The sequence below is a fragment of the Microbacterium sp. LWO13-1.2 genome, assembly GCF_038397725.1.
In the GTDB taxonomy this organism is placed as follows: domain Bacteria; phylum Actinomycetota; class Actinomycetes; order Actinomycetales; family Microbacteriaceae; genus Microbacterium.
Genome location: NZ_CP151634.1, coordinates 780,178 through 803,110, shown reverse-complemented (window position 1 = coordinate 803,110; position 22,933 = coordinate 780,178). Strand labels below are relative to the sequence as shown.

Genomic DNA, 22,933 nt, shown 5'->3' with positions numbered 1-22,933 from the left:
GCAACGGTGCGTCTACTTATGTTCGAGTGTACGCCTCGATACGCTCAGAGGGTGCCTCGTCCTCGCAGTGAGAAAGCACGCCAGTCGGTGCTGGCGGCGATGCGGCGCGCGCTCAGTGCCGAAGGGTACGACGCGGTGACGATCGAGGGGCTCGCTGCGGAGGCGGATGTCTCGAAGCAGACCATCTACCGGTGGTGGCCGTCGAAGGCGGCGATCCTCGGTGAGGCGCTGCTCGAGGGCGAGCTGCCGGGGGCCGACGTCTCGCTGCCGACGACGGATGACCTGGCCCGCGACCTGCGTGCTTGGGTGAAGCAGATGACGACCCACGTGGGCAGTGCCGAGAACACGGCGCTCGCGCGGGCGCTGATCGCGATTACGGCGACCGATCCGCAGCTGGGCGAGGCGCTGAACCAGCGGCTCGCCGGCCCGATCATCGCCTGGATCGTCGAGCGCATCGAGCGCGCGAAGGTGGCGGGCGACGTGCGGGCGGATGCGGATGCCGAGGTCATCGCCGACCAGTTCGTTGCGATGGCGTCGTACGCTGCGCTCCTCGGGCGACCGTTCACGGCGGAGCGCGTCGATGCCACCGTCGACGTGCTGCTGCGCGGGATCGCCGCGCCGTAGCATCCGCCGCCTGCGCCGCATCGTGGGCCCGTCGGGCGTGCGCTTGGCTCGGCCAAGTGCGCTTCCCTCGGCCGGATTCCCGGAATATGGCCGAGGCAAGTGCACAAGTCCGAGCGGGGCGTGCGGGCCCTACGGAGAGACGGATGCCTGGCGCGCGACGGGTTCCTGAGGTGTAACCACCGTGCGTCCACCGTCGAAACGGGCCCGCGCACGATCCTGCTTGCGACCGACCTCGACGAGCTCCGTCGCCTTGGGCAGACCCATCGGCTTCGTCGAGACGTAGATGCTCTCAGCGCGATCGACGAGGAAGGTCTCGTGCCAGATGCCCACGGCGCCAGGGGCCTTGCGGGCCGCCTTGTTGAAGCGGGTCCACGCCGGGCGGTGCTCCTGCGATGGGCTCGATGCGTAGGCGTAGAGCTTGTCGATCGATGACCAGTACTGCACGACGTACGGCCCGCCGCTGCCCAGCAGCAGCTCGTAGCCGAGGAAGCCGGACTCCTTGTCGGTGGCGAGCTCGCGGAGCATCCGGGGCATGGCAAGGAATGCGGGCATCCACAGATCCGGACGCCACCAGCGGTTGATCTGCATTCCGATGTGGAACACGACCAGCTCGCCGTCGTAGCGATGGGTCATGCGTCCGGTGATGACTCGGGACATGGTATCCTTCTCTCAATGGATAGTGTCACTATCCATAATGGATAGCGCTACTATCGATGTCAAGAGGTGGCGATGCGAATTTCCGAACTGTCGGCGCGGACCGGTGTGACCGTGCCGACGATCAAGTACTACCTGCGCGAGGGGTTGCTCCCCGAAGGCGAGCGGAGCGCGCCCACGCAAGCCGCGTATGGCGAGGTGCACGCGCAGCGACTGCGGGTCATTCGCGCACTGCTCGATTCCGGAGTGAGCATCGCCGAGACCCGACGGGTGCTGGATGCTCTCGACAACCCGCCGGCGAACGCGCACGATCTGCTGGGCACGGCCCACGCCGCCATCACTCCGCCCGTCGACGAGAGCCTGGATCTCACCGAGGCGCAGCGGCTGGTGGCCGGGCTGGGGTGGAAGCCGGGGATGTGCGACGACGCCGTGCTGTATGCCGTCGCCCGTGCGCTGCAGGCGCTCGAGCGCGCTGGATTCGAGGTTCCGGTCGACGTGATGCCGGTGCACCTGAAGAGCATCCGCCAGATCGCCGCCGCGGAGGTCGCTGGGGTGCCGACCGAGTCGGCCGAGGCGGCGGTGCGTTACGTGGTGCTCGGCTCGGTGCTCGTCGAGCCCCTGCTGCTGGCCCTTCGGCGCGTGGCACAGCAGGTCGCGTCGGCGGAGAGGTTCGGCGGAACGGACGCCTGACCGCGGAACGGGCTCTCCGCCGCGCCATCCGCCGGCATCCGGCATCCTGTGACACGGTGTCCCCATGACTGACGAATCCGCTGTCGTGGCCACGAAGCGCCGCCCGGGCATCCTGTCGTTCGTGATCGGTATCGCCGGCGGCATCCTGGGCCTGCTGCCATGGCTGGTCGGCGGCGGACAGCTGCCGTTGCAGAACCTCTGGGCAACGGCGACGCTGCCAGAAGACATGCCGTTCGCCCTGCTGCCGCTCAGTCAGTACTACGCGACGCTGCTGTTCTCGCTCGTGCTGCTCGGCGGGGTATTCTCCGGACTCGCGGTGCATTTCCTGGCGCGGGGACGAGGGCTCGCGGCGTGGCCGGGCGCGCTGGGAGTCTTGCTGGTGCATCTGATCGCGGTCGTGCAGTCCTTCGGGGTTCTCGCCGAGGGCCTGGGGATCGCCGACGGTGGGGATGCGCGGGCGTGGCTCTACTTCGCCGGGATGCTCGCCGGCAGCATCGCCGCCATGCTCATGGCGCAGCTGGGGTTGGTGATGACGTCGAGGCGTTCGGTGGGCGTGGTCTCGCTCGGCGTCGCGCTCGCCGCGGTGCCGTTCGCGAGCTGGGTCGCCCGGTGGGTCGTCGCGTTCACCGGTGAGGTCAGTCCACCGGAGTTCCTGTCGACCCTGGTCTACTGGCTGCCGGCCGTGATCGTCGGGGCGGCGCTCGTGTGGTGCGGCGTGCGTCCGCTCTGGCGGATCATCGTGTGGGCCGTGGCGCTGCTGGCGCTGTGGGTCGTGCCGGCGCTGTTCACCGCGATCCAGTACGGACTCGGGATGCGCGTGCTGAAGGGCGATGTCGTCGAGATGGCGAAGGCGTCGATGGAGGTGTTCCCGTTGGTGCTGCAGGAGATCTGGTTGCCGACCGTGGTCGCGCTCGTGATCGGGGTCGTAGGAACGGTGGTGCGGATGCTGGTCGGGCGCGGCGCGGTGCGTGAGGCCGATGGCGCCTGATCCGTTGTTGGGCTCCGGCGCGGATCGGAACACGACGCTGCAGGTCTGCGTCAACGGCGCTCGTGATGCGGTGCAGCATCCGTGGTTGAGTGCAGACGCGACGGTCGTCGCCGACGATGCCGCGCGGGCGATCGGGCTGGGTGCGCAGGAGATCCATGTGCACCCGAAGGATGCCGCGGCCCGCGACAGTCTCGCGGGCGACGATGTCGCACGGTGGGTGCGCGCGATGCGAGCGGCATGCCCTGGTGCGCCGGTGGGCGTGACGACCGGAGCCTGGGCCGAACCCGACGTCGCGCGTCGGCTGGCGGCGATCGCCGGATGGACGGAGCTTCCCGACTACGCGTCGGTCAACTGGCACGAGGCTGGAGCCGACGAGGTGGCGGCGTTGCTGCTCAGCCGAGGCGTCCGCATCGAGGCGGGGATCTGGGGTGGCGCAGGGCTTGAGGCCTGGCGTCGCTCGCCCGTGCGCGGCGAATGCCTGCGCGTGCTGGTCGAGCTGCCGGATGAGTCGGCGAAGACGGTGCGTGACCACGTCGAAGGGCTGATCGCACATGTCGTCGGCGAGGAGCCGAGCATTCCGATCCTGCTGCACGGCGAGGAGCGCTCGGCTTGGCCGGCATTCGACCTCGCCGTCGAGCTGGGTCTGGACACGCGGATCGGGCTCGAGGACACCCTGACCCTGCCCGATGGCCGGATCGCCTCCGACAACGCGGCGATGGTGCGCGTGGCGATGGGGCGGATGCCGGTGGGCTGAGCCGCGCGGTGTCAGCGCGTCGACAGCCGGCGGATTTCGGCAGCGTACGAATCGAGCACCTCGAAGATGCCGCGATGCTCCCAGACTCGGCTGCGAGCCCTCCCCGTGGTCTCGGTGAGGACGCCGCGCGCGGTGAGAGTGTCCAGCGCGCGCAACGCTGCCATCTCCCCGAAGCCGAGCCTGCTCATCAGGTACTTCGTGTTCACCGCAGGTTGGCCGACGAGGGCAGGAAGGACTCTCCACGCTGCCGCATCCGCTCGAATGCTCTGCATCTTCGCGCGGGCATCCTCAAGCTGGACGACGAGGTCGTCGACGAGTTTCGTGCCCGTGGACGCGGCGACTCGACTCGCTGAAGCGAACTCCCGGATGATCGGACCGGCGTCGCCGGCGCGGTAGGCGGTGAGCGCCGCGAAGTAACGCTCGGTGTCGACCAGGAGTCCCGCTGAGATGGGTACCGCGGTGGAGCCGACGAGACCCTTGTTGCGCAGGATCGATTGCGCGAGCGCCCTGCCCGTTCGGCCGTTTCCATCCGTGAACGGGTGGATGGTTTCGAACTGGGCGTGCGCGGCGGCGACCTGGACGAGTACCGGAACGTCGTGACGCTTGACGAAGCGCACGAGGTCGGCAATCGCACCGGGGATGCGGTCGTGATGCGGTGCGACGAAATCGGCCATCCGAGGGCCGGCTTCACCGGGGCCGATCCACACCTGCTCGGCGCGGAATCGGCCGGCATCATCTTTGGCGAAGTTGCGCTGGTGGAGCATCAGCGCCTTGTGTATGGCGAGGATCGAGTCCTCGCTGATGTCGTCAGCCAGCTGGAGTGCCGCCTCCATCGCTCGGACGTTGCCGATGACCGTGAGGGCGTTGGCCTTGTCGCCCTCGTCGATCTCGGCGAGGGCGAGCTGCTTTGCGGATGTCGTGAGCTGCTCGATCTGGGAGCTGGATGCCGACTCGGTGCGCAGCAGGATCGCCGTCATCGGGCCGAGGGCCGGATTGTCGGTGCCGAGAACGCGTTGTGCGTGCGTGTCGAACTCCACCAGTTGACGGGTGGCATCTTCGATATCGGCGACATCCTCAGCGTTGATGCGGGGAGTCCAGTCCGCAATGGGCGCCGTGATCGCCGCCTCATACGAGCCCGTCTGGCGGTTCACCTCCGCGCGCGAGTGCATCGCGGGCGCGCCAGGCTTCCAGTCGAACGTCTCATACGAGATCTGATCGACCGGAATGCGAATGTCGGCCGTAGGTGTGGGCACAAACCCATGTTACCAACACTTAAGGGGATAAGTGTTGGTAAGTAACGCGCTAACCAACAGAAGCGAGTGCCTCGGCGCCGGCGGACTCAGCCCTTCTTCGTTCGCCGCGGCGCCGCAGATCGCGGCGGATTGGCGCGCAGATGCCCGCTCACCTGTGTCATCACCCGCGCGAGGGTGTCGACATCGCCCTCCTCCAGTGACGCGAAGAGCATGCTGCTGACGACCTCGATGTGCCCAGGGAACACGGCTGCAAGAACAGCGCGGCCCTCGTCGGTGATCGTCACGATGGTGCTGCGTTCGTCGTCAGGGGAGGGCGCGCGCGTGATCAGCCCGCGCCCCTCGAGCAACTGCGCCTGATACGTCAGACCGCTGCGGCTGTAGACGACGCCGTCCGCCAGGTCGGTCATCCGCTGGCTGCCGTCCGCAGCGTCGCCGAGTCGCGCGAGCAGCTGGAACTGCACGTAGCTGAGCTTTCCGACCTCGCGCAGCTGCGTCTCGACCGCGTGCCGCAGCAGGCTGCTCACCTCGGTGAACGCGAAGTAGGCGGCGAGCTCTTGCGGAGTGAGCTGCGGGGCGGGTGTCGTCATTCCTCCAGTATACGTGTTGCTTCAAATTCGAAGCAGTGCTATCTTCAGATTAATGCTTCGAATTCTAAGCACCTGATGAGAGGAAAAGACATGAAGGCAGTACGGTTCCACGAAGTGGGCGGCCCCGAGGTGCTCCAGTATGAGGAGATCGAGCAGCCGGTCCCGGCGTCAGGGCAAGTGCGACTGCGCGTCGCAGCATCCGCGTTCAGTGCCGCCGACAACGGCATGCGCGCAGGGTTCCTGCCGATTCCTCTGACGCTGCCGCACGTGCCGGGGTACGACGTGTCCGGCACTGTCGACGCGATCGGCGAGGGCGTCGAGGGCTTTGCGCTGGGTGACGCCGTGATCGGTTTCCTGCCGATGGGCGAAGACGGCGGTGCGGCAGAGTATGTGCTCGCACCGGTGGACGCACTCGTGCTGGCACCCACCAGCGTGCCGCTCGCGGATGCCGCCGCGTTCCCGTCCGTCGCGCTGACCGCCCGGCAGGCGCTGTTCGACGACGGCCGCCTCGAGGCCGGCCAGCGCGTGCTCATCGTCGGCGCCGGTGGTGTCGTCGGCAAGTACGCGATCGCTCTGGCCAAGCGTGCGGGCGCGTATGTCATCGCCACAGCGAGTCCCCGGAGTGCAGATGCCGTCCGCGCAGCAGGTGCCGACGAGATCATCGACCACACCGAGACCGACGTGCTCGACGCGGTCGCCGAACCCGTGGATCTCCTGCTCAACCTCGCGCCCATCGAGCCGGCCGAGTTCACCGCCTTGGTGAGTCTCGTGCGATCCGGGGGAGTCGTCGTGAGCACCACCGCCTGGATGCCGGCTCCCGACGATGCCGAGCGCAACGTGCGCTCGGTCGTGGTCTACGTGCGCAGCGACGCCGAGAAGCTCGCCGAGCTGGTGTCGCTCGTCGACAGCGGCGATCTGCGCGTGGAGGTCACGCGTCGGATTCCGCTGACCGAGCTGCGGGAGCTCCACGCCGAGGCGGCGCAGGGGCGGATTCCGGGCAAGGTCATCGTGATCCCTTGACTCGGCGACGTCCGATGCAGTCGAGCCTGGTCACCCTCGTCCGTTCTCGGCGAGGGTGACCTGCTCTTTGCGATGGAGAGGATCAGCCGAGCATGAGCGAGTGCGGGTCCGTGGGTGAAACGCGAAACGGCAGAACCGACCCCGGCTGCCAGTTCGACAGAGCGCCGTCGGCGATCAGCGTCTGGTAGCTGGTGCGGTAGGCGTCCTGGCCCTCGAGCTTGAGATCGAGCTCCACGGCATAGATCGGCGTGCTCTCGACAACTGCGCCGGTGGGCGCAAGGCTCACCACGGTGCCGGAGCCTCGCAGCATGGTCTCGAACGCGGCCATGTTCGCGAAGGGGTTGGCCGTGGCGGCTCCGTGCGTGCCGTGCGGGGCGTTCGGGTCGTAGGCCGTGTACTGCTCGGCGAGGTCGGCCGAGTGCTTGAGGTTCGCCGCATAGTCGGTGTTCATGGTCTGCTTCGCACCGGCCTTCATCAAGCGACCGATGTCGCCGAAGATGCCCATGCTCAGCTCGTGAAGGCGATGTTCTGGGCGTCAGCCGGATCGACCTTGACGTCGTGCGTGCTTCCCACCGCGTAGTTGGCGATGAACATCGGTGCCACCATCTCGCGCTTCGACACGATGTACGGCGCGCCACCGGCGAGGGTCACTTCCACCTCGAGCTGGAACCACGGGTTGCCCGAGATGCGTTCACCGGTGTCGACGGCTGAGCGGATGACCGAGGTGCCGCTGTGTCCGATGGCGATGATCCGGTTCAGTTCATTGCCGTAGGCAGTGAGCACCTCGCGGTCGGCGTACATGTCGGCGCCGACGCTTCCGGCGTTCGCCATGGTGACGGGAGAACCGTCGGTGTAGCCGGCGTCGCGCAGATGCTGATTGGCGAGTTCCTGCGCCGCTGCAGCCTGTGCGGCCCAGTCCTGCCCGCCCGTGGCTTTGTCCTTCATGCGATCGAAGAGGCCCATGGATCCCCATTTCAGGTATCGGCGCCTGCCACCCGGCCGGGAGAATCCCGACGGAATCGGCGCAAGCCCCCAGTTTGTCAACTCGCTTGGGGTAAGACAATCGGTTTGCGGATGAAATCTCTGTGTCGAGTGTTTGACCGGGTTATCGGATCCTTTCGGCGCGGGATGCCCCCAGGGGCCCGGGATGGCGCGGCCGGCGTAGACGACGGTGCGAGGTCAGTCGACGAAGGCCGCGATGGATACTGCGTCAGGAACCTCGACGGAGGACCGTTCGGAGAACCAGTCGACCAGCTCCTGCGGGCACTCCGAGTCCTTCACCGTGATATCGCGACTACCCGGGATGCCTGACAGTTCGGCGCATCCGTAGACACTCGCGTAGAAACCGTCGAGTCCGGAGGGTATGTCGACATCCATGGGGTAGAAAACGCACGCCGTGATCTCGCCGTCGACGCGGTCCAAGCAGTACAGAGTGTCTGTCGCCCCGCCTTCGGGCTGCTCCGTGAGACCCGACAGGAGTTGGCTACTGGCGACGGTTGTGTAGTCCGTCGCGACGAGGGCCGCGTCGTCGGATGCGGTCGCGACAACTTCTGCCATGGCTGCAACGGACGTCGCCACGCTGTCACTCAGTCGTTCTTCGGCTATCCCGCGCGGATCCACGGCGGCGCACCCCGTGAGCAGACCCACTGCTAGAGCCACCGCCGCGAGCAGTGTGTATCGCTTGACCTCCATGCCTGTCCTTCCAACGGCGGGTGGTGCCTATCTCTCCTTCCGTCACCATAGGCCCGAGGCCAGGCCAGAGCGCAGAACGCGCGACTCCTCGCGGCTGCGGATGAGTGTGGGGACGCTTCGGTTTGTCGTGCATGTCATGGTGGCCCTTTCAGGTGAGGAGGGAGTCACCGATGAAGCCGTCTTCGGCGCATCCGGGTGGGATCGCGAAGACGGCGGAGCCGATGGGCACGGTCCACTCGTTGAGCAGGTCGAGCTCATCGAGTCGTCGCTGCATCGGGATGAACTGGCGTTCGATGTCGGCCTGGTACGAGACGAAGATGAGCCCTGATTCGGAGACCTCTGCTCCGAGGGGACGCTCGTCGTAGTTGTAGCCGCGGCGGAAGATGCGCTCTCCGTCGTCACCGCGCGCTCGGCGGATGTGGGCGAATTGCGGGATCACCGGGAACCCGATGGCGGTCTTCGCTTCGAAGTCCGGTTCGTCGAACTCACCCGTCCCCGTCAGCGGTGCCCCATTCGCGATGCTCCTTCCGACGGACGCGTCGCGTCCGCTCCGGTCGAGGCGGTCCCACTTGTCCAGGTCCATCCGAATGCGTCGGATCACCACTCCGGTGCCGCCGGCGAGCCAGCCATCCTCAGCCCAGACGACCCGGTCGAAGTCCTTCGTTCCTGGTTGCGGGTTGGTCGTGCCGTCGACCTGGCCGAAGAGGTTGCGCATCGTCGTCCCGGGTCGCTCGGTGCCGTACGCACGCCGGAATCCGTGCTGGGTCCAACGGATCGTCGCGAATCCGCGCGCGTCCTTCAGGAGCATGCGCATCGCGTGCGCCACCGTAAGGGGGTCATCGCCGTTCACCTGCAGCAGCAGATCGCCATCGGAGAACTCCGGCTGCAGCCGGTCGATGCCGAACGCAGGAAGAGGCGCGAGCCAGCCCGGCCCCGGAACGGCAGCTCGGGCGACGAACCCGGGGCCGAACCCGAAGGTGACCGTCAGACGAGCGGGCGACAGTGCGAGTTCGGGTTCCGAGTCGGCCAATGCCGGTGTCCCCTGGGTGAGCCGTGCCGCATCGTCGGTGAGGATCCGCATCAGACGGACGAGAGACGCCGCGTCGACGCCCTCGTGCAGATCCAACCCGACGAAGACCCCGTGAGCCTGAGCGGCCGTGTCGACACCAGCCTGGTGGGGTCCGAAGAAGGGGACCTTCTCATCACCGTTCATGGGTGCCGAGGGTGCTGTGCCCTCGTTCGTGTCTGGACGGTTGAGCGCGAAGTCCACACCGATCGCCGCGGCCGCGCCGATCCCGGCGACAGCCCCTCCGAGGAGGAACTGCCGCCGGGTCGACCGACCGGGACCGGTGGGCGCGCCCTCAGCGGGCGCCGGCATCAGTGATCCATGCCTTCGTGGTCGTCGCTCTCCTCGTAGCTCTCGTTGGCACCCGAGTAGTCCTTCACCGGAGCGGTGAATTCGTAGGTCGAGTCGTCAGAGAACGTCAGGGTGAAGGTGGCCTCGTCGCCCGCGACGAGCGGGTGTGCGAGGCCCATCAACATGATGTGGTTCGCACCCGGCTCGAGGGCCAGCTCACCCCCAGCAGGAATGACGAATCCCCCCTCGATCTGTCGCATCACCATCTCTCCGGCCTCGTTCTCGACCGTCTCGTGCAGCTCGATCATCGACGAGGAGTCGGATTCGACGGAGACGACCGTCACATCCGTGTCACCGGTGTTCTCGAGCATCCCGAAGGCGGCGGACATGCCGTCAGGGGCGGACTTCACCCACGCGTCCTCGATCGTCACGACATCACCTGCGGGTTTCGAATCCTCGGATGCCGGCGCAGCCGTTGTGGCGCAACCGGTCAGAGCGAGCAGCGAGACGGCCAGCAGTGCCGCAGCGCGAGAGAGGGTCTGGGAAGTGTTCATCGTGTAGTGCCTTTCACATATGTTCTGCCGCGTCATCGCCGGAGTCCGGCGGGGCGGCTGTCGCCTTCCGGCGACGGAGGAATCGGTAGAGGGCGAAGCTGGCTGCAGCGATCGCTGCGCCGCCTGCCCCGACGAGCAGCATCCGAACGACGCTGCTCGATTCGTCTGCGATCTGATCTGTTGTGGCGGCGTCACTGTTCGTCGCGCTGTCGCTGTTCCCGGCCGTGACCAGCGGAGCAGCGTCGCCGATCGTGAACGGGATCGCCCCCGAGATGGGATGCCCGTCCTCAGAGACGACCTGCCACCGCACCTGATAGCCCGCGACCGGCATGCCGGCTTCGAGCTGCGCGGTCACCGTGCGTCCATCGACGACGATCTCTCCCGAGACCCAGTCGCGTCCTGACGCATCGACGACCATGACCACCGCTCCCGTCATCGACGCATCGAGGACGATGAGATCGCCCGTGAACGTCATCACGACCTCGTCTGGAGCGGTCTCCAACGCTTCGCCTTCTGCCGGCGTACTGGAGGCCAATTGGTCGTGGGCGGATGCCGGTACCGCAGTCGCCAGCACGGCGATCAGGACGACCGCCAGTCCGGCACCGATTCGGCGCAATAAGGACATGAGAAAGCCTCTCGTCGGGCGCCGACAGGCGACGCCAACGGTTGTTCAGAAGCCCTGGGTGCGCACTGCGCCCGGGCGGGAACACACCGGTGTCAGATGAGAACCGGTGCGGATCAGATCGCGTGAGCCGCAGGTGGGGCGCGACCCCGAAGAGTCGCCAGTATCCGCGACTCGAGAGGGCGAGTGCGGTCCAGCGCCAGGCCGAGATCGCGCACGTCGAGGAGCTCGGGCGAGCCCAGCACAGCATCCACGCGACGGCGCACCCAGAGAACGGCCTGGACGGCGAGCTCACGAAGAGCGAACAGCATCCGCTCCCCGCGATGCGCGATGGCAACAGTGGCGATCGCGGCCAGCAGGTGACCGAACCACATCGTGCCGTCCGCGACAACGGCCTCCGTCATGCCGGCACCGCCGGACAGAACGATGGGAGCGCCGTGCACGTGACCGACTGCGATTCCGGAGGGCTCGATCATGCCGAGAACGAACAGGACGTGAAACAGGAGTTGGCTGATTGCGACGGAGATGCTCAAGCGGAGGACGGAGAGCTTCCGCCCCGCGAGCAGCACGCACACCATGAACGAGAAGATCCAGGGCACCACGATGCCCAACGGGCCGGGCATCTGCCCGCCACCCGTCACGTGACCCGCCAGTGCGGCGAATGTCGCCAGCGACGCCGCCGCGAAGCCGCGCAGAACGGCGGGCTTCCTCGACGGGGTCATGTCACCATCTTCCCATCAGCGCTGCGGTGACCCTGACTCTCCGCCTACTCGACGACAGGCGCAGCTCTCTCGTCAGACGATGCGGTCGGCCTCATTTCGGAGAGTCTTCAGGGTGCTGGTCCGAAGCCTGCCTGTCGCGATCGATGGCGTCGGCGAGCATGCTCCCGCCGCTGCGCAGCAGCGCACGTCGCCATGGCACGACGCCTTCGATCTCGATCTGGATGGAGATCGACAGGACGGTCCGGATCAGGACGATCAGGCCGAGGACCAGCGCGCTCTCGATGGATGGCTTCGACGTGATCGTGCGGATGAGGTCAGCGGCGACGAGGATCTCCAGTCCGAGCAGGATCGCTGAGCCCAGGGCGTTGCGCACCACTGCGAATGCCTTCCGGCCGCTCTCGCCGCGCCGAAGTGAGCGCACGCCGAGCACGACCGCGATCGCAAGTCCGACCACGATGGCGCCTGCGCCCAGCGCCTCGAACCCGATGGCCACAGCTGTGAAGACATCCTCGATTTGCATGCGGCCAGCTTAGAGGCGCGCTCCTCGGGCGGGACCGCTGCGGTGCGGTGGATCGAGGTGCGCGTCGAGATCGAAGGATCGACCGGATCGGTCTGATAGCACTTGTACCAGTACTCCGGTTCGCGGATCGAGCCTCGCGCCTCGCGGCCTGGTCAGGCCTTTTTCACGAGGCTCGATTTCAGCAGCATGGCTCCGAATCCATCAACCTTGCAGTCGACATCGTGCCCGTTCACAGGGTCGATGAGGCGGATGTTGCGGATTTTCGTTCCGGCCTTGATGCCCTGCGGAGAGCCTTTCACCTTGATCGAGGACGTCACCACGACTGTGTCTCCGTCGGCGAGCACGTTGCCGACCGCGTCTTTCACGACGAGGCCTTGCGGAGCAGTCTCGTTGTCTGACGGCGTGGACGCGGCCCATTCGAATCCGCACAGCGGGCAGACGTAGAGCGTGCTCATTTCGTAGGTGTGCTCACCGGAGCAGGAAGGGCAGAGAGGAAGCGCGTCGACCATGCTCTCCACGATACCGCGGCATGATGAACTCATCACACCGCAGGGCGGGTGAGGTCAGCCGAGCATGTGGCGGGGGAGCCATCCTTCGCGCCCGTCACGGGTGCGGCACCAGGATTGCCCGGTGTGCGGGTCGTCGACGACGACGGTGACGCGGTCGCCCTCGGTGGCATCGAGTTCGCTGGTGTCGTAGGCGAAGCGGATGACGGCCGTGGGGCGGTCGTTCGTGAGGTGGCGTGCGGGTACCCATCCGTGCCCGTCGGCGGTGAGGACGAACTCGAATCCTTGGCGTGGGTGATCGGGGGAGCCGACGTGGACATGGGCCCCGCGGCGGAGCTGGATAGGTTTCCCAGTCGGTGACTGATATGTGCAGGTCAGGGTGGCGCGGCGCACGTGCGGAAGCTCGCGGTGCAGTGTGGTGGGGTTAGCGTCGTTCACGGGAGGGAAGGATGAGCAGGGGGATCATCCAGGCCAGGGCAATGCAGAGCAGGCCGCCGATGAAGACAAGTGCCTGCCCGGTTGCGGCGGAGAACGCGGTGCCGAGGAGCCAGATCCCGAACAGCAGCAACCCTAGTGTGAGGGTGAGAGCGAAGGCGTTCTTCATCGCAAGTCCAATCGGTGCAGCGGTGCGAACAAGGAATGTGTATTTCCATCATATGATGGATTCATCAAACTGGAGGTGTTCTTGTGGCGGAGACGTGGGGTGCGCAGCGTCCGTTGTACGAAGTGAAGGCGAACCTGTTCAAGGGGCTCTCGCATCCGGTGCGGGTGCGGGTGCTGGAGGTGCTGTCTTCACAACCGGAGACCTCGGTGGCCGACCTGCTGGCTGATACGGGGCTGGAGGCGTCGCATCTGTCGCAGCACCTGTCGGTGCTCCGTAAGCATCATCTTGTTTCAGCCGAACGTCGAGGAAGCCTGGTGTTCTACCGGGTGGCGCATCCACAGGTCGTGGATCTTCTCGGCGCGGCCCGCGCCTTGCTGACCGAGGTGCTGTACTCGACTCAGCAGCAGCTGGTATCCGCCGCGTCGCTTCCCGACATTTCGCGCCCCGGCACGGCGTAACAGATCCCAGGGTCGCACCGATGACTCGAGGACTGGTCGGGCTGCTGCCCCGATGGGCGGACTACCGGGAGGTCCCGCGGTCGTGGCGGCGAGATCTGCTCGCCGGCGTGACGGTCGGCGTCGTGGCGCTGCCTCTCGCTCTGGCATTCGGGGTGTCCTCGGGTGCAGGCGCCGCCTCCGGTCTGGTGACCGCAATCATCGCCGGGGTCATTGCGGCCGTCTTCGGTGGGTCCAACGTGCAGGTCTCCGGCCCCACTGGGGCGATGGTCGTCGTTCTCGGCCCGGTGATCGCAACTCACGGGATCACCGTTCTCCCCTTGGTGTGCGTGATGGCCGGGGCTATCGTGCTCCTCGCGGGGATGCTGCGCCTGGGGAACGGGGTGACCTTCATCCCGTGGCCTGTCATCGAGGGCTTCACGCTGGGGATCGCGATCATCATCTTCCTGCAGCAGATCCCAGCTGCTCTCGGGGTGGTCGCCGGCCACAGCAGTAGCGCCGCTATCGCAGCCATCGAAGCAGCCGGGACGGTCGATCTGGGCCCGATGTGGTGGTCGCTGGCCGTCGCAGCTGGCGTCGCGGCGATCATGGTGCTGGCCCCGAAACTGCACCGGGCGCTCCCCGGCTCGATCATCGCGATCATCGTGGTCACCGTGCTGGTTGTGGTGTTCCGGGTTCCGGTGCCGACGATCGGGGAACTCCCCACATCGCTGCCCGCCCCGATCCTCCCGATCGGGGATCCAGCGACGGTGCTGGCGCTGGTGGGGCCGGCGTTCACGATCGCGGCGCTCGCGGCGATCGAGTCGCTTCTGTCCGCACGAGTCGCCGCCTCGATCTCCGACACCGGCCCGTACGACGCCGACCGGGAACTCGTCGGCCAGGGCCTCGCCTCCCTCGGATCCGGACTGTTCGGGGGGATGCCTGCGACGGGCGCGATCGCTCGCACGGCGGTGAACATCCGCTCCGGCGGCCGCACCCGCCTCGCGGCCATCGTCCACTCCTTGATCCTGTTGATCGTCGTCTACGTCGCCAGCACCGTTGTCTCGATCATTCCCCTTGCTGCCCTGTCGGGGGTGCTGATGGTGACCGCAATCCGGATGATCTCCCTCACCACCGTCCGCACGATCCTCCGCTCCACCCGCTCCGACGCGGCTGTATTCGTGATCACCGCGGTGATCACCGTAAGCGTCGACCTCATCTACGCCGTTGGGATCGGCATCCTCGCCGCTGCGTTCTTCACCTTGCGCCGCCTCGCGAACTCCGCTGGCGTCCACCGGGAAGAGCTTCCCCCGCCCGCGGAGCCCGGGGATGAACGCATCGCTGTGTTCCGCCTCGACGGGGCCCTGTTTTTCGGCGCAGCCGAGCGCATCGTCACCGGCATCGGAGCCATCCAGAACGTGTCCGTGGTGATCCTGCGCCTCTCCGGCCTGCAGGTCCTCGATGCCACGGGCGCCCAGGTCCTCACCGAACTCGTCCACACCCTCGAGCGCCGCGGGATCACAGTCCTCATCAAAGGGATCCCGCCCGAACATCTGCAGCTCGCCACCCGCATCGGCGTGATCGCGTCCCTCCGTCACCACAACCACCTCTACACCGACCTCGCGCCCGCGATCGCCCACGCCCGCAGCCACATCCACCGCGCCATAGGTACCGACTCCAAGCCTGCCTGACGTCACGGACGGAAATGAGACGTGCGGCGGCGCGGAGGCGTCCCTAGATTGGGGGTTCCGCGACGAAGGAGTGCCCCGTGCCCGAGATCCAGACCACGACCGCCGGCGATCAGCCGCGTCGCTCGTCCTGTCTCGGCCAGCGCGCGGAGGCCGGCTCCTCTTTGGTGAGCGCCGCCTGTCGATGTCGGCGAGTGAGCTGAGAGCCGCCCGCCATGATCGACGACGGCACGCGCACAGCCCAGCATCCATTCGACTCCCGGACCCGGTTCCACCTCGACCGGCCGGAGAGCCGTAAGTGGAGTCTGCACCCCGGACGCATCGGCGCCTGGGTGGCGGAGATGGACTTCGGCGTCGCCGCCGAGATCGCCGCGGCCATGCATCGCGCGATCGACGAGGAGAACCTCGGCTACCTCTCGCCCCCGGTGGCGGCGGAGCTCGGTGTCGCGACGTCGGACTGGATGCGCGACGAGTACGGCTGGGCGGTTGATCCCGAGCGTGTGCATCCCGTCTCCGATGTGATGGCGGTGCTCCGGGTGGCCGTCGAGGAGTACGCGCCGGCCGGGTCGCCGGTGATCGTGCCGACGCCGGCGTACATGCCGTTCCTCTCGTACCTGCCCGCGATCGGGCATCCGGTGATCGAGGTTCCTGGTGTCGAGGTCGACGGTCGCTGGCAGCACGATCTGCAGCGCATCGATGACGCGTTCGCCGCCGGTGCGCGCACCCTCGTGCTGTGCAACCCGCACAACCCCACCGGCACGGTAGCTTCACGGGCCGAGTTGGAAGCCATCGCTGAGATCGTCGAACGGCACGGCGGGCGGGTGTTCGCCGATGAGATCCACGCGCCGCTGCGCTTCGACGGGCGGCCGTTCATCCCGTACGCGTCGGTGTCGGATGCGACGGCCGCGCACACCGTGACCGGCACGAGCGCGTCGAAGGCGTGGAACATACCGGGGCTCAAGACCGCGCAGCTGATCACCTCGAACGACGCCGACCAGGAGCTCTACCGCGGGTTCGGGTTCTCGGTGCAGCACGGCGCGGCGACGCTGGGTGTGGTGGCGTCGACCGCCGCATACCGACTGGGGAAGCCGTGGCTCGACGGGGTTCTCGCGTATCTGGATGGATCGCGGTCGCTGCTCGGATCGCTGGTTTCGGAGCATCTGCCTGGTGCGGTGTATCGGGCGCCGGAGGCGACCTATATCGGGTGGATCGATACGAAGGCGCTGGGGATTGATGGACCGCCGGCGGAGTTCTTCCGCGAGCAGGCGGGGGTCGTGCTCACCGAGGGGCGGTTGCTCGGGCGCGGGTATGAGGACTATGTGAGGGTCGTGTTCGCTACGCCGCGGCCGATTCTGGACGAGGCGGTTGCGGCTATGGGGGCGGTGCTGGGGCGGGGCTGAGTTGGATGCCTCCGGCTGCGGATGCTGCGGCAGCCCCGGTGCACGTAGGAGTAGATCGTCCCGCGGCTCACTCAGTCGTTCGCGAAGGGGTCTCCGTCCCAGCCCTGGACCCGCGTCGCCTCTAGTACTGGCCCTTTGTGTGCGACGGAACACTGTTCAGACGGGATCAAGAGGTTGTGCGCTACTGCCGCTCTCTGCAAGAGGAGGCTGCAGGATCTGTTCGCGGTTGTTCGAATCGGCACGACACCGTTCACTAGTGTCAGTAGTGCTTGAGGATGTACCTCCAGGCAGATTCCATGGGTTCCCCCGTTCGCGGCAGCGCGTACTTCTTAAATAGCGCATTAAGCTCGCGCTTGACAGCCTTCATGGATGATTCCTTGGTAGTCCACTTCTCGTGCACCGCATGGCGCACGAGCGCGTCGACCTCTGCGGCAATCTGGCTGACCATCACAGTCATCCCGTCGGGGGTGTGCTCCTCGAAGATGCGGGTGAGCATCCCGACATTTGGGTCCGGCAAGTCGACGAGCACGCCGTCCTCGTCGGCCTCCTCGGCGGTCTTCAGGTCTGCGGCCACCTCGAACAGCTTCGTTAGCCACGCGATCGAATCATCCGCATCCGAGATCACCCTTTGCCGCAGTTGGTCCAGGCGTTCGGCGATCGAACTGTACGTTGCCGTGTTCGTTCCGTTACCTTCGAGCTTCTTGCGTATCCGGGCGGTAAGGCCGTCGACGATCTCCTGCGCGGATCTGCCCTCGTACTCAATCAGAACCGGCGGCAACTGACCGGAATCAGTCATCTTTCGGATCGTCTCGGCGTCCGCGATCACGACGGCGATGTTGCGGTCGTCGACGCTGAGGTTGCGCATGTGCTCGTGCACGAGCTGGCGGGTCTTCGGTCCCAACCGCTCCCAGAGGATGTCGTCCTCGTCCGCTTCGCTGGGGATGGCTGCGTAGACCTGGGCGTACCAGCGGTAGTCGGACTCCCAGGCTGTGAGCTGCTCGTCGGGTGCGATCGTCTCCCACAGCCCCTGCGCGTAGAGATACTCAGCTCGATACTCGGAGCGGTCTTCGCTGTTCTGGGGCAGACGCTCCAGAGCCGACTGCAGCGAATTCATTGAACCGTCCCGGTCGATCCCAACAAACCGGCGCCGCATCTCGCGCAATGCTGCCTCCAGGCTTGTCAGTAGGCCGTCCGTCTCGATTTGCCGTTGCGCGTGCTCGGGGTTGCTGGGAGCGATCGCGCGCGCGAACGCTCCGCCGAGGCCGACGTAGTCCACGATGGTGCCGTATCTCTTGACGAAGCCGGTCTGCGGGTTGCGCCATGGCCTGTTTGTGCGGGTGATGGTCTGGAACAGTGTGTGCAGCTTCATCGGTTTGTCCAAGTACAGGACGCCCTCGATGGGGGCGTTGAAACCGGTACCGAGCTTCGCCGTCACTATGAGGAATTTCAGCGAGTCATTAACGTCACGGAACCGGTCCAGCAGCGCCTCCTCCTCGCCGTCGGAGAGCTTGAAGGACTCGAACTCGGTCTTACCTGTGGCGGAGATCACCACGGCAACCTGGTCGTCGCGTCCAGTCTCGGCCAGTGTCTCCCGCAGAGCATGTTCGTACAGGATGCAGAGCTCTTGGTCCGCGACCACGACCTGCGCCTTCATGCCGTGCGGATCCATCGACGCGTAGAAATGGGCGACGATGTTGGAGGCGACCTTCTTGATCCGGTCGGGGTTGTGGAAGATCGCGCGAGCGTTGGCGACCCGGCGGGAGAAAGCTTCCTTCTGCTGGTCGCTGAGCTCTTCCTCTTCCGCGAGAGCATCGAACGCTGCGTCGAGCTCCTCCTTAGCTACCTCGAACCGGACGGGTCTGGGGATAACCCTCATCGGCACAGTTGTGCCATCGGCGATCGATCGATCAGAGTCATACGTGTCTAGCGCCCAGCCGGGATCTTGCTCGTCGCCGAACAACTGATACGTGTTGCGATCCAGGTCTGCAATTGGGGTGCCGGTGAACCCGAATCGGTGAGCGTTCGGCAGCGCCGCCCGCATGTCGGAGCCGAGTGAACCTTCTTGGGTGCGGTGGGCCTCATCCACCAGCAGAACGACGTTCTCCCGGTCGGTCAGGGCGCCAGCGCCGGCGAACTTGTGCACCGTGGTGGCAATGATGCCCCGCTCTCCCGTCCGCAGGGCCATCTGCAAGGCCGAAGTACTCTGAGCCCTGACTGGCTCGGGGATACCAACCGAGGTGAATTGGGAGAACGTCTGGGTGACCAGCTGCGTGCGGTCGGCGACCGCGACGATCGTCGGGTTGTGCATACGCGGATCGAAGTAGAGCCGGGTGGCCACCCACGACATGGTGAGCGTCTTTCCGGATCCCTGCGTGTGATAGATCAGGCCCCGAGAGCCGGCGTTGCACGTGGCACGCGCGACGATCTTCTCCACGGACTCGTATTGGAAGTACCGCGGCAGCAGCTTGACGGTGCGCACAGCGCCGTCATCGGACTGCCGATCGTACATCGCGTAGTGCTCGATGAGGTTCAGCACGACCTGGGGAGTTAGCAGACCTGCCACGCTCATCTCGACGCGGTCCCAACCCTCGATCGTAGCGGGCACCGCGCTCGATCCCCACCGCTGCCAGTGATCCAGCGGCGTCCGCACCCCCGCGTACCGGAAGTCCTTGCCTTCGGTGGCGAATGAGAGCAGATTGGGCGTGAAGAAGGCCGGCTGGTGCTCTTCGTATGCGACGTAGATGTCCTTCGCGCCGTCCTTCCAGCTCTTGATCATCGAGACCGGAGTCTTGGTCTCGCCGACCACGACTGGGATCCCGTTCACCCACAGCACCACGTCGAACCGAGCGCCCTGATAGGGAACTTCGTCCGACACAAGCAAAGAGTTTCTCGCTGGGTGCTCGAAGTCGATCAGCCGGAAGGGCTCGTCGTGATTGGTGTCGGGCATGAGCACCGTACCTCCGCCGCGAAGGAGCTTTGTGAACTCCTCGTTGGCGACCATGAGACCTTCAGATGATGCCGACAGAGCCACCTGGCGCACCTTCGCCAGGACCGCATCAGCCCTGCCAACCAGCCCCGGGTTCAGCCGCTCGACAGCCTCCCGGAGGTCGGCCTCGATGAAGACTTGCTGCGTTGTACGTGGGAGGTCCTTGCCTGCGATATACGTCCAGCCGGCGTCTCTCAACAGATCGACGAGCGCGGCCTGGACCGTACCCTTCTCGGTAAAACTGATCATGCCGCAGCCTCCTCGTTGAGGGTCAGGAATTTGTCGTAACTCGAGGGGATCTCGTGCTCACCAGACAGGAGCGCCGTGAGCAGGTTCGATCGCAGGGTGCGAAGGGCATCGGCGGTCGCGCGGGCTGCGTTGGCTGCTTCGTCGAGAGCCCAGGCCGACTGAAGCAGACTAGGGAGCCCATCGGATTCCCTGCTTCGAAGCAGCATTCGGCGAGCATTTCCCACACCGATGTTCAGAAGCTCGGTGCCTGTTGGGCGCCAGCGGCCCGCCTCGTAGCACCATTTTGCCCACATCGATGCGTACTGGGATGAGTACCTGTGGTTCTTCGATCGAACTCGGAGAACGTGGTTCTGGAAGATCACCGGAGAGGGGAGCTCGTTCCTCCATACTGCCGTTTTCCCGTATCCGAAACCGCCCTCGACGATGAGGACATCGCCCTCCAACAGCGAAAGCTTCTCCACATCTCGATCGGTGGCGTACATCACGTTGACATCGCTGACGTCGACCTGATTCGCGGAGAGATTCGCAGCTCGGATATACGGCACCCGATCACCGATTTGGACCGATCTCTGAAGCTGCTTGCCAGCGGCAATATCGTACGCTTCGCCGGCCAAGATCGTTTGCTCGTCCGCGCCAAACCACACCTCCCGCAAGCCTGCCGCAGCCGCGGAAGAAGCCGTGGCCTCCTCATTCGCCGTCTCGATGGCATCATCGACGGCCGCGATCAGATCCACGATCCGGCGTTGCTCCACGAGTGACGGGAAGGAGAACCGATACTCGTTGAACTGTGACTCCTTCCAGCGACGGCGACTCTTCGTCGTGCCTGTTGCCTGCGCCGCGATACCGGCCCATACCGACGGTTGCTGGAAATGAAGGCTCAAGTACTCGGGTAACATGACCGCGCAGTTCACATCGAACAGCGGGAACTCGTTGGAAACAACTCCGTCGGCATGGTCAGCGGCGACGAGCGCGAACGAGCCCTCAGTGACGAACATTCTGTTGTACACGAACTGGCCCGGCTTGACCCTGTAGAGACGTGTAGCCTTCATGTCAGCGCCGCGTTTCGGCTCGCGCTGGAACGTACCGCCGGCGTACCATTGCACGCCGAGGTTCGTATAGAACGCCTCGGGTTCCACGCTGATCGGTTCAACGTACTGAGTTGCCACATCCCCGAGCCGAACCTCGCGCCATCCCTCACGCATCGAAGCCAGCTTCCTTCAGCCGCAGGTCTAGCGCAGCGCGAGCCGCGTCTAGTGCTTCCTGCGACTCACGCAGCGACGCCAGTGCCGCGTCGACGTCAGCCTCTGCACGCGTCTCCGTCGGGATGTAGCGACCGATGTTCAGGTTATATGCGTGCTGGCGGATCTCGTCGCGGTGCACGAGCTCGAGGGAGAGTCCGATTTCGTCGTCGACGTCCTCGCCACGCTTGTAAGCCGCGTCGATCGCGTCGACATCGTCATCGCCGAGAGTGTTCTGGTTCTTGGCGGATTTGAATCGTGCGCGAGCATCGATGAAGAGCACATGATTCTTGCGCGCTGCACTCTTGTTGGCACGGAAGATCAGTAGGCACACCGGGATTGATGTGGAGTAGAAGAGGTTGTTCGGCAGGCCGATCACGGCCTCGAGCGCATCATTGTCGACGACCCACTGACGCATCTCAGCCTCGCGGCCGCCGCGGAACAGCACGCCGTGCGGCATTACGACTCCGACGCGCCCGACGATCGGGTCCATCACCGACAGCATGTGCTGGATCCACGCCCAATCACCGTTCTTCGCTGGCGGCACGATACTGCCCAGGGCGCGCTTGTGCGGGTCCTTCGCCCAGGTCTGCGACGGCCAGCTATCCAGTGAGAACGGTGGATTGGCGATGACGACGTTGAACTTCCGAAGCTTGCCCGACTCGTCCAGGAGCTTGGGCTCGCGGAATGTATCGCCGCGTTTGATCTCGAAGTCCTCCACCCCGTGCAAGTAGAGGTTCATGCGGGCGATGCCTGCGGTGGTGAGGTTCTGTTCCTGGCCGTAGAGGTTGATCGACCGCGGATTGCCACCGGCGAGCTTCACCGCCTCGACGGTCTCGACGAGCATGCCCGCGGAGCCACAGGCGGGATCGCATACCGAATCGCCGGGCTGCGGGTCGAGGATCTTGACTAGCAGGTGCACGACATGACGAGGCGTGAAAAACTCGCCCGCCTTCTTGCCCGAGGCTTCAGCGAACTCCCGCAGCAGGTATTCGTATGCGGACCCGAGCATGTCGCCGGAGACGTGTGCGGGGTCGAGGGTCAGCCTTTCGAACACCTGCATGAGCGACCGCAGCGCTTGTTGCGGGATGCGCTCTTGGTTGGACCAGTTCACGTCACCGAATACGCCGGCGAGCTTGCCGGGGTTGGCTTCCTGGATGGCGACGAGCGCCTTGTTTAGGTTCGTCCCGGTATTCTTCGTGACGTCGTACGTGTCGTCCCAGTGCGCACCTTCGGGGATGATGAAGGTCTGGTACTCCTCGTCTTCCTGAGCCTGTGACCAGTCTTCGCCGAGGTCGTCGACGGCTTCAATGTGGCGGTAGTCGTAAACGTCGCTTATCCATTTGTAGAACAGCACCGGGAATACGTAGGCCTTAAAGTCACCAGGATCCACCGGCCCGCGCAGCGCGTTCGCCGCACTCCACAGAGACTGTTCCAGTTGACGCTGCGTGAGGTGATCGGGATTGGCTGGCGCAAGCGTCATCGGTTCTCTCCTAGTTGCATCGGCGGGGTCGTGTCGGGCTCATCCCGCCGCACGATCCCACCGTAGTAGCCGCCACCGACCAGTAGGTGCCGCAATTGAGTCTCGCGCGACGGAACTGCACGCTCCCAACCAACGACATGTCGGCGATCGGACCCGGAGATGTCGGAATCAATACCGTCGAGCGATCAGCGGTCACTCGACAAAGGATCGGGCGTGATCTCGACTGGGCCGTGCGACGGGCACAACCAGGTCAACGAAAAGCGATTCGTCGGTGCGTCCAGGCTCGAGAGGTAATCCGCATGACGGGC

Annotated in this window: 25 protein-coding genes; 8 read left to right on the top strand and 17 right to left on the bottom strand. The window is 65.6% G+C overall.

The annotated features are described in order from the left end of the window. The first annotated feature begins 51 nt into the window (after positions 1-51). Complete coding sequence (locus MRBLWO13_RS03775; RefSeq protein WP_341976459.1) at positions 52-624, top strand: TetR/AcrR family transcriptional regulator; 573 nt, start codon at positions 52-54, stop codon at positions 622-624. Positions 625-753: 129 nt separating this feature from the next. On the opposite strand, the gene MRBLWO13_RS03770 is transcribed toward MRBLWO13_RS03775, so the two are convergent. Then, a complete protein-coding gene (locus MRBLWO13_RS03770; protein ID WP_341976458.1) occupies positions 754-1,281 on the bottom strand; it encodes a DUF4188 domain-containing protein in 528 nt (175 codons plus the stop codon). 72 nt (positions 1,282-1,353) lie between these two features. Here MRBLWO13_RS03770 and MRBLWO13_RS03765 point away from each other — a divergent pair, with 72 nt between their 5' ends. The 3 genes from MRBLWO13_RS03765 to MRBLWO13_RS03755 all read left to right on the top strand — a co-directional run bounded on the left by MRBLWO13_RS03765 (position 1,354) and on the right by MRBLWO13_RS03755 (position 3,710). Continuing rightward, positions 1,354-1,968 carry a MerR family transcriptional regulator gene (locus MRBLWO13_RS03765; protein ID WP_341976457.1) on the top strand — a complete coding sequence of 205 codons (615 nt, stop codon included), beginning with the start codon at positions 1,354-1,356 and terminating at the stop codon, positions 1,966-1,968. Positions 1,969-2,032: 64 nt separating this feature from the next. Then, positions 2,033-2,956: a hypothetical protein gene (locus MRBLWO13_RS03760; protein WP_341976456.1), complete on the top strand. Its 924-nt coding sequence runs from the start codon at positions 2,033-2,035 to the stop codon at positions 2,954-2,956. Then, positions 2,946-3,710 carry a 3-keto-5-aminohexanoate cleavage protein gene (locus MRBLWO13_RS03755; RefSeq protein ID WP_341976455.1) on the top strand — a complete coding sequence of 255 codons (765 nt, stop codon included), beginning with the start codon at positions 2,946-2,948 and terminating at the stop codon, positions 3,708-3,710. Before MRBLWO13_RS03760 ends, MRBLWO13_RS03755 begins: the two co-directional genes overlap by 11 nt. Positions 3,711-3,721: 11 nt before the next feature. Here MRBLWO13_RS03755 and MRBLWO13_RS03750 read toward each other — a convergent pair whose 3' ends face one another. Both MRBLWO13_RS03750 and MRBLWO13_RS03745 read right to left on the bottom strand, forming a co-directional pair. Continuing rightward, positions 3,722-4,963, bottom strand: coding sequence for a Fic family protein (locus MRBLWO13_RS03750; RefSeq protein WP_341976454.1), 1,242 nt, complete (start codon positions 4,961-4,963; stop codon positions 3,722-3,724). An 86-nt stretch (positions 4,964-5,049) separates the two neighbouring features. Beyond that, the gene (locus MRBLWO13_RS03745) at positions 5,050-5,550 is read right to left on the bottom strand and encodes a MarR family transcriptional regulator (RefSeq protein WP_341976453.1); all 501 of its coding nucleotides are present in this window, start codon (positions 5,548-5,550) and stop codon (positions 5,050-5,052) included. A gap of 90 nt (positions 5,551-5,640) precedes the next feature. Between MRBLWO13_RS03745 and MRBLWO13_RS03740 the strand changes: the two genes are divergently transcribed. Continuing rightward, positions 5,641-6,570, top strand: coding sequence for an NADP-dependent oxidoreductase (locus MRBLWO13_RS03740; protein WP_341976452.1), 930 nt, complete (start codon positions 5,641-5,643; stop codon positions 6,568-6,570). Positions 6,571-6,652: 82 nt separating this feature from the next. On the opposite strand, the gene MRBLWO13_RS03735 is transcribed toward MRBLWO13_RS03740, so the two are convergent. The 11 genes from MRBLWO13_RS03735 to MRBLWO13_RS03685 form a co-directional block, all read right to left on the bottom strand. Then, a complete protein-coding gene (locus MRBLWO13_RS03735) occupies positions 6,653-7,075 on the bottom strand; it encodes a hypothetical protein (protein WP_341976451.1) in 423 nt (140 codons plus the stop codon). 2 nt (positions 7,076-7,077) lie between these two features. After that, positions 7,078-7,533: a hypothetical protein gene (locus tag MRBLWO13_RS03730; RefSeq protein WP_341976450.1), complete on the bottom strand. Its 456-nt coding sequence runs from the start codon at positions 7,531-7,533 to the stop codon at positions 7,078-7,080. Positions 7,534-7,749: 216 nt separating this feature from the next. After that, positions 7,750-8,262, bottom strand: a complete 513-nt coding sequence (locus MRBLWO13_RS03725) for a hypothetical protein (RefSeq protein WP_341976449.1) — start codon at positions 8,260-8,262, stop codon at positions 7,750-7,752. 148 nt (positions 8,263-8,410) lie between these two features. Further along, on the bottom strand, positions 8,411-9,640 hold the full coding sequence (locus MRBLWO13_RS03720; protein WP_341976448.1) for a Dyp-type peroxidase: 1,230 nt from the start codon (positions 9,638-9,640) through the stop codon (positions 8,411-8,413). Next, positions 9,640-10,173, bottom strand: coding sequence for a copper chaperone PCu(A)C (locus MRBLWO13_RS03715; protein WP_341976447.1), 534 nt, complete (start codon positions 10,171-10,173; stop codon positions 9,640-9,642). Before MRBLWO13_RS03715 ends, MRBLWO13_RS03720 begins: the two co-directional genes overlap by 1 nt. Positions 10,174-10,186: 13 nt before the next feature. Next, a complete protein-coding gene (locus MRBLWO13_RS03710) occupies positions 10,187-10,798 on the bottom strand; it encodes a copper resistance CopC family protein (protein WP_341976446.1) in 612 nt (203 codons plus the stop codon). A gap of 113 nt (positions 10,799-10,911) precedes the next feature. Next, positions 10,912-11,517, bottom strand: a complete 606-nt coding sequence (locus MRBLWO13_RS03705; protein WP_341976445.1) for a hypothetical protein — start codon at positions 11,515-11,517, stop codon at positions 10,912-10,914. A gap of 91 nt (positions 11,518-11,608) precedes the next feature. Then, positions 11,609-12,037, bottom strand: coding sequence for a DUF1622 domain-containing protein (locus MRBLWO13_RS03700; protein ID WP_341976444.1), 429 nt, complete (start codon positions 12,035-12,037; stop codon positions 11,609-11,611). 152 nt (positions 12,038-12,189) lie between these two features. Then, positions 12,190-12,546 carry a zinc ribbon domain-containing protein YjdM gene (locus MRBLWO13_RS03695; RefSeq protein WP_341976443.1) on the bottom strand — a complete coding sequence of 119 codons (357 nt, stop codon included), beginning with the start codon at positions 12,544-12,546 and terminating at the stop codon, positions 12,190-12,192. Positions 12,547-12,600: 54 nt separating this feature from the next. Then, a complete protein-coding gene (locus MRBLWO13_RS03690) occupies positions 12,601-12,981 on the bottom strand; it encodes a hypothetical protein (protein ID WP_341976442.1) in 381 nt (126 codons plus the stop codon). Then, on the bottom strand, positions 12,968-13,147 hold the full coding sequence (locus tag MRBLWO13_RS03685) for a hypothetical protein (protein ID WP_341976441.1): 180 nt from the start codon (positions 13,145-13,147) through the stop codon (positions 12,968-12,970). The genes MRBLWO13_RS03690 and MRBLWO13_RS03685 overlap by 14 nt, the downstream gene beginning before the upstream one ends. A gap of 113 nt (positions 13,148-13,260) precedes the next feature. Between MRBLWO13_RS03685 and MRBLWO13_RS03680 the strand changes: the two genes are divergently transcribed. The 3 genes from MRBLWO13_RS03680 (at position 13,261) to MRBLWO13_RS03670 (ending at position 16,669) form a co-directional block, all read left to right on the top strand. Further along, positions 13,261-13,605: a metalloregulator ArsR/SmtB family transcription factor gene (locus tag MRBLWO13_RS03680; protein ID WP_341976440.1), complete on the top strand. Its 345-nt coding sequence runs from the start codon at positions 13,261-13,263 to the stop codon at positions 13,603-13,605. Positions 13,606-13,625: 20 nt separating this feature from the next. Next, positions 13,626-15,272 (top strand): SulP family inorganic anion transporter, encoded by a 1,647-nt coding sequence (locus MRBLWO13_RS03675; protein ID WP_341976439.1) that lies wholly within the window; start codon positions 13,626-13,628, stop codon positions 15,270-15,272. Positions 15,273-15,484: 212 nt separating this feature from the next. Beyond that, on the top strand, positions 15,485-16,669 hold the full coding sequence (locus MRBLWO13_RS03670) for an aminotransferase class I/II-fold pyridoxal phosphate-dependent enzyme (protein ID WP_341976438.1): 1,185 nt from the start codon (positions 15,485-15,487) through the stop codon (positions 16,667-16,669). Positions 16,670-16,928: 259 nt separating this feature from the next. On the opposite strand, the gene MRBLWO13_RS03665 is transcribed toward MRBLWO13_RS03670, so the two are convergent. Genes MRBLWO13_RS03665 through MRBLWO13_RS03655 form a run of 3 tightly spaced genes read right to left on the bottom strand, consistent with a single transcriptional unit; the run spans position 16,929 to position 22,625 of the window. Next, positions 16,929-19,904, bottom strand: coding sequence for an HsdR family type I site-specific deoxyribonuclease (locus MRBLWO13_RS03665; RefSeq protein ID WP_341976437.1), 2,976 nt, complete (start codon positions 19,902-19,904; stop codon positions 16,929-16,931). Beyond that, positions 19,901-21,070 carry a hypothetical protein gene (locus MRBLWO13_RS03660; protein WP_341976436.1) on the bottom strand — a complete coding sequence of 390 codons (1,170 nt, stop codon included), beginning with the start codon at positions 21,068-21,070 and terminating at the stop codon, positions 19,901-19,903. The genes MRBLWO13_RS03665 and MRBLWO13_RS03660 overlap by 4 nt, the downstream gene beginning before the upstream one ends. A 28-nt stretch (positions 21,071-21,098) precedes the next feature. Continuing rightward, positions 21,099-22,625, bottom strand: a complete 1,527-nt coding sequence (locus tag MRBLWO13_RS03655; protein ID WP_341976435.1) for a class I SAM-dependent DNA methyltransferase — start codon at positions 22,623-22,625, stop codon at positions 21,099-21,101. Between the last annotated feature and the right edge of the window lie 308 nt (positions 22,626-22,933).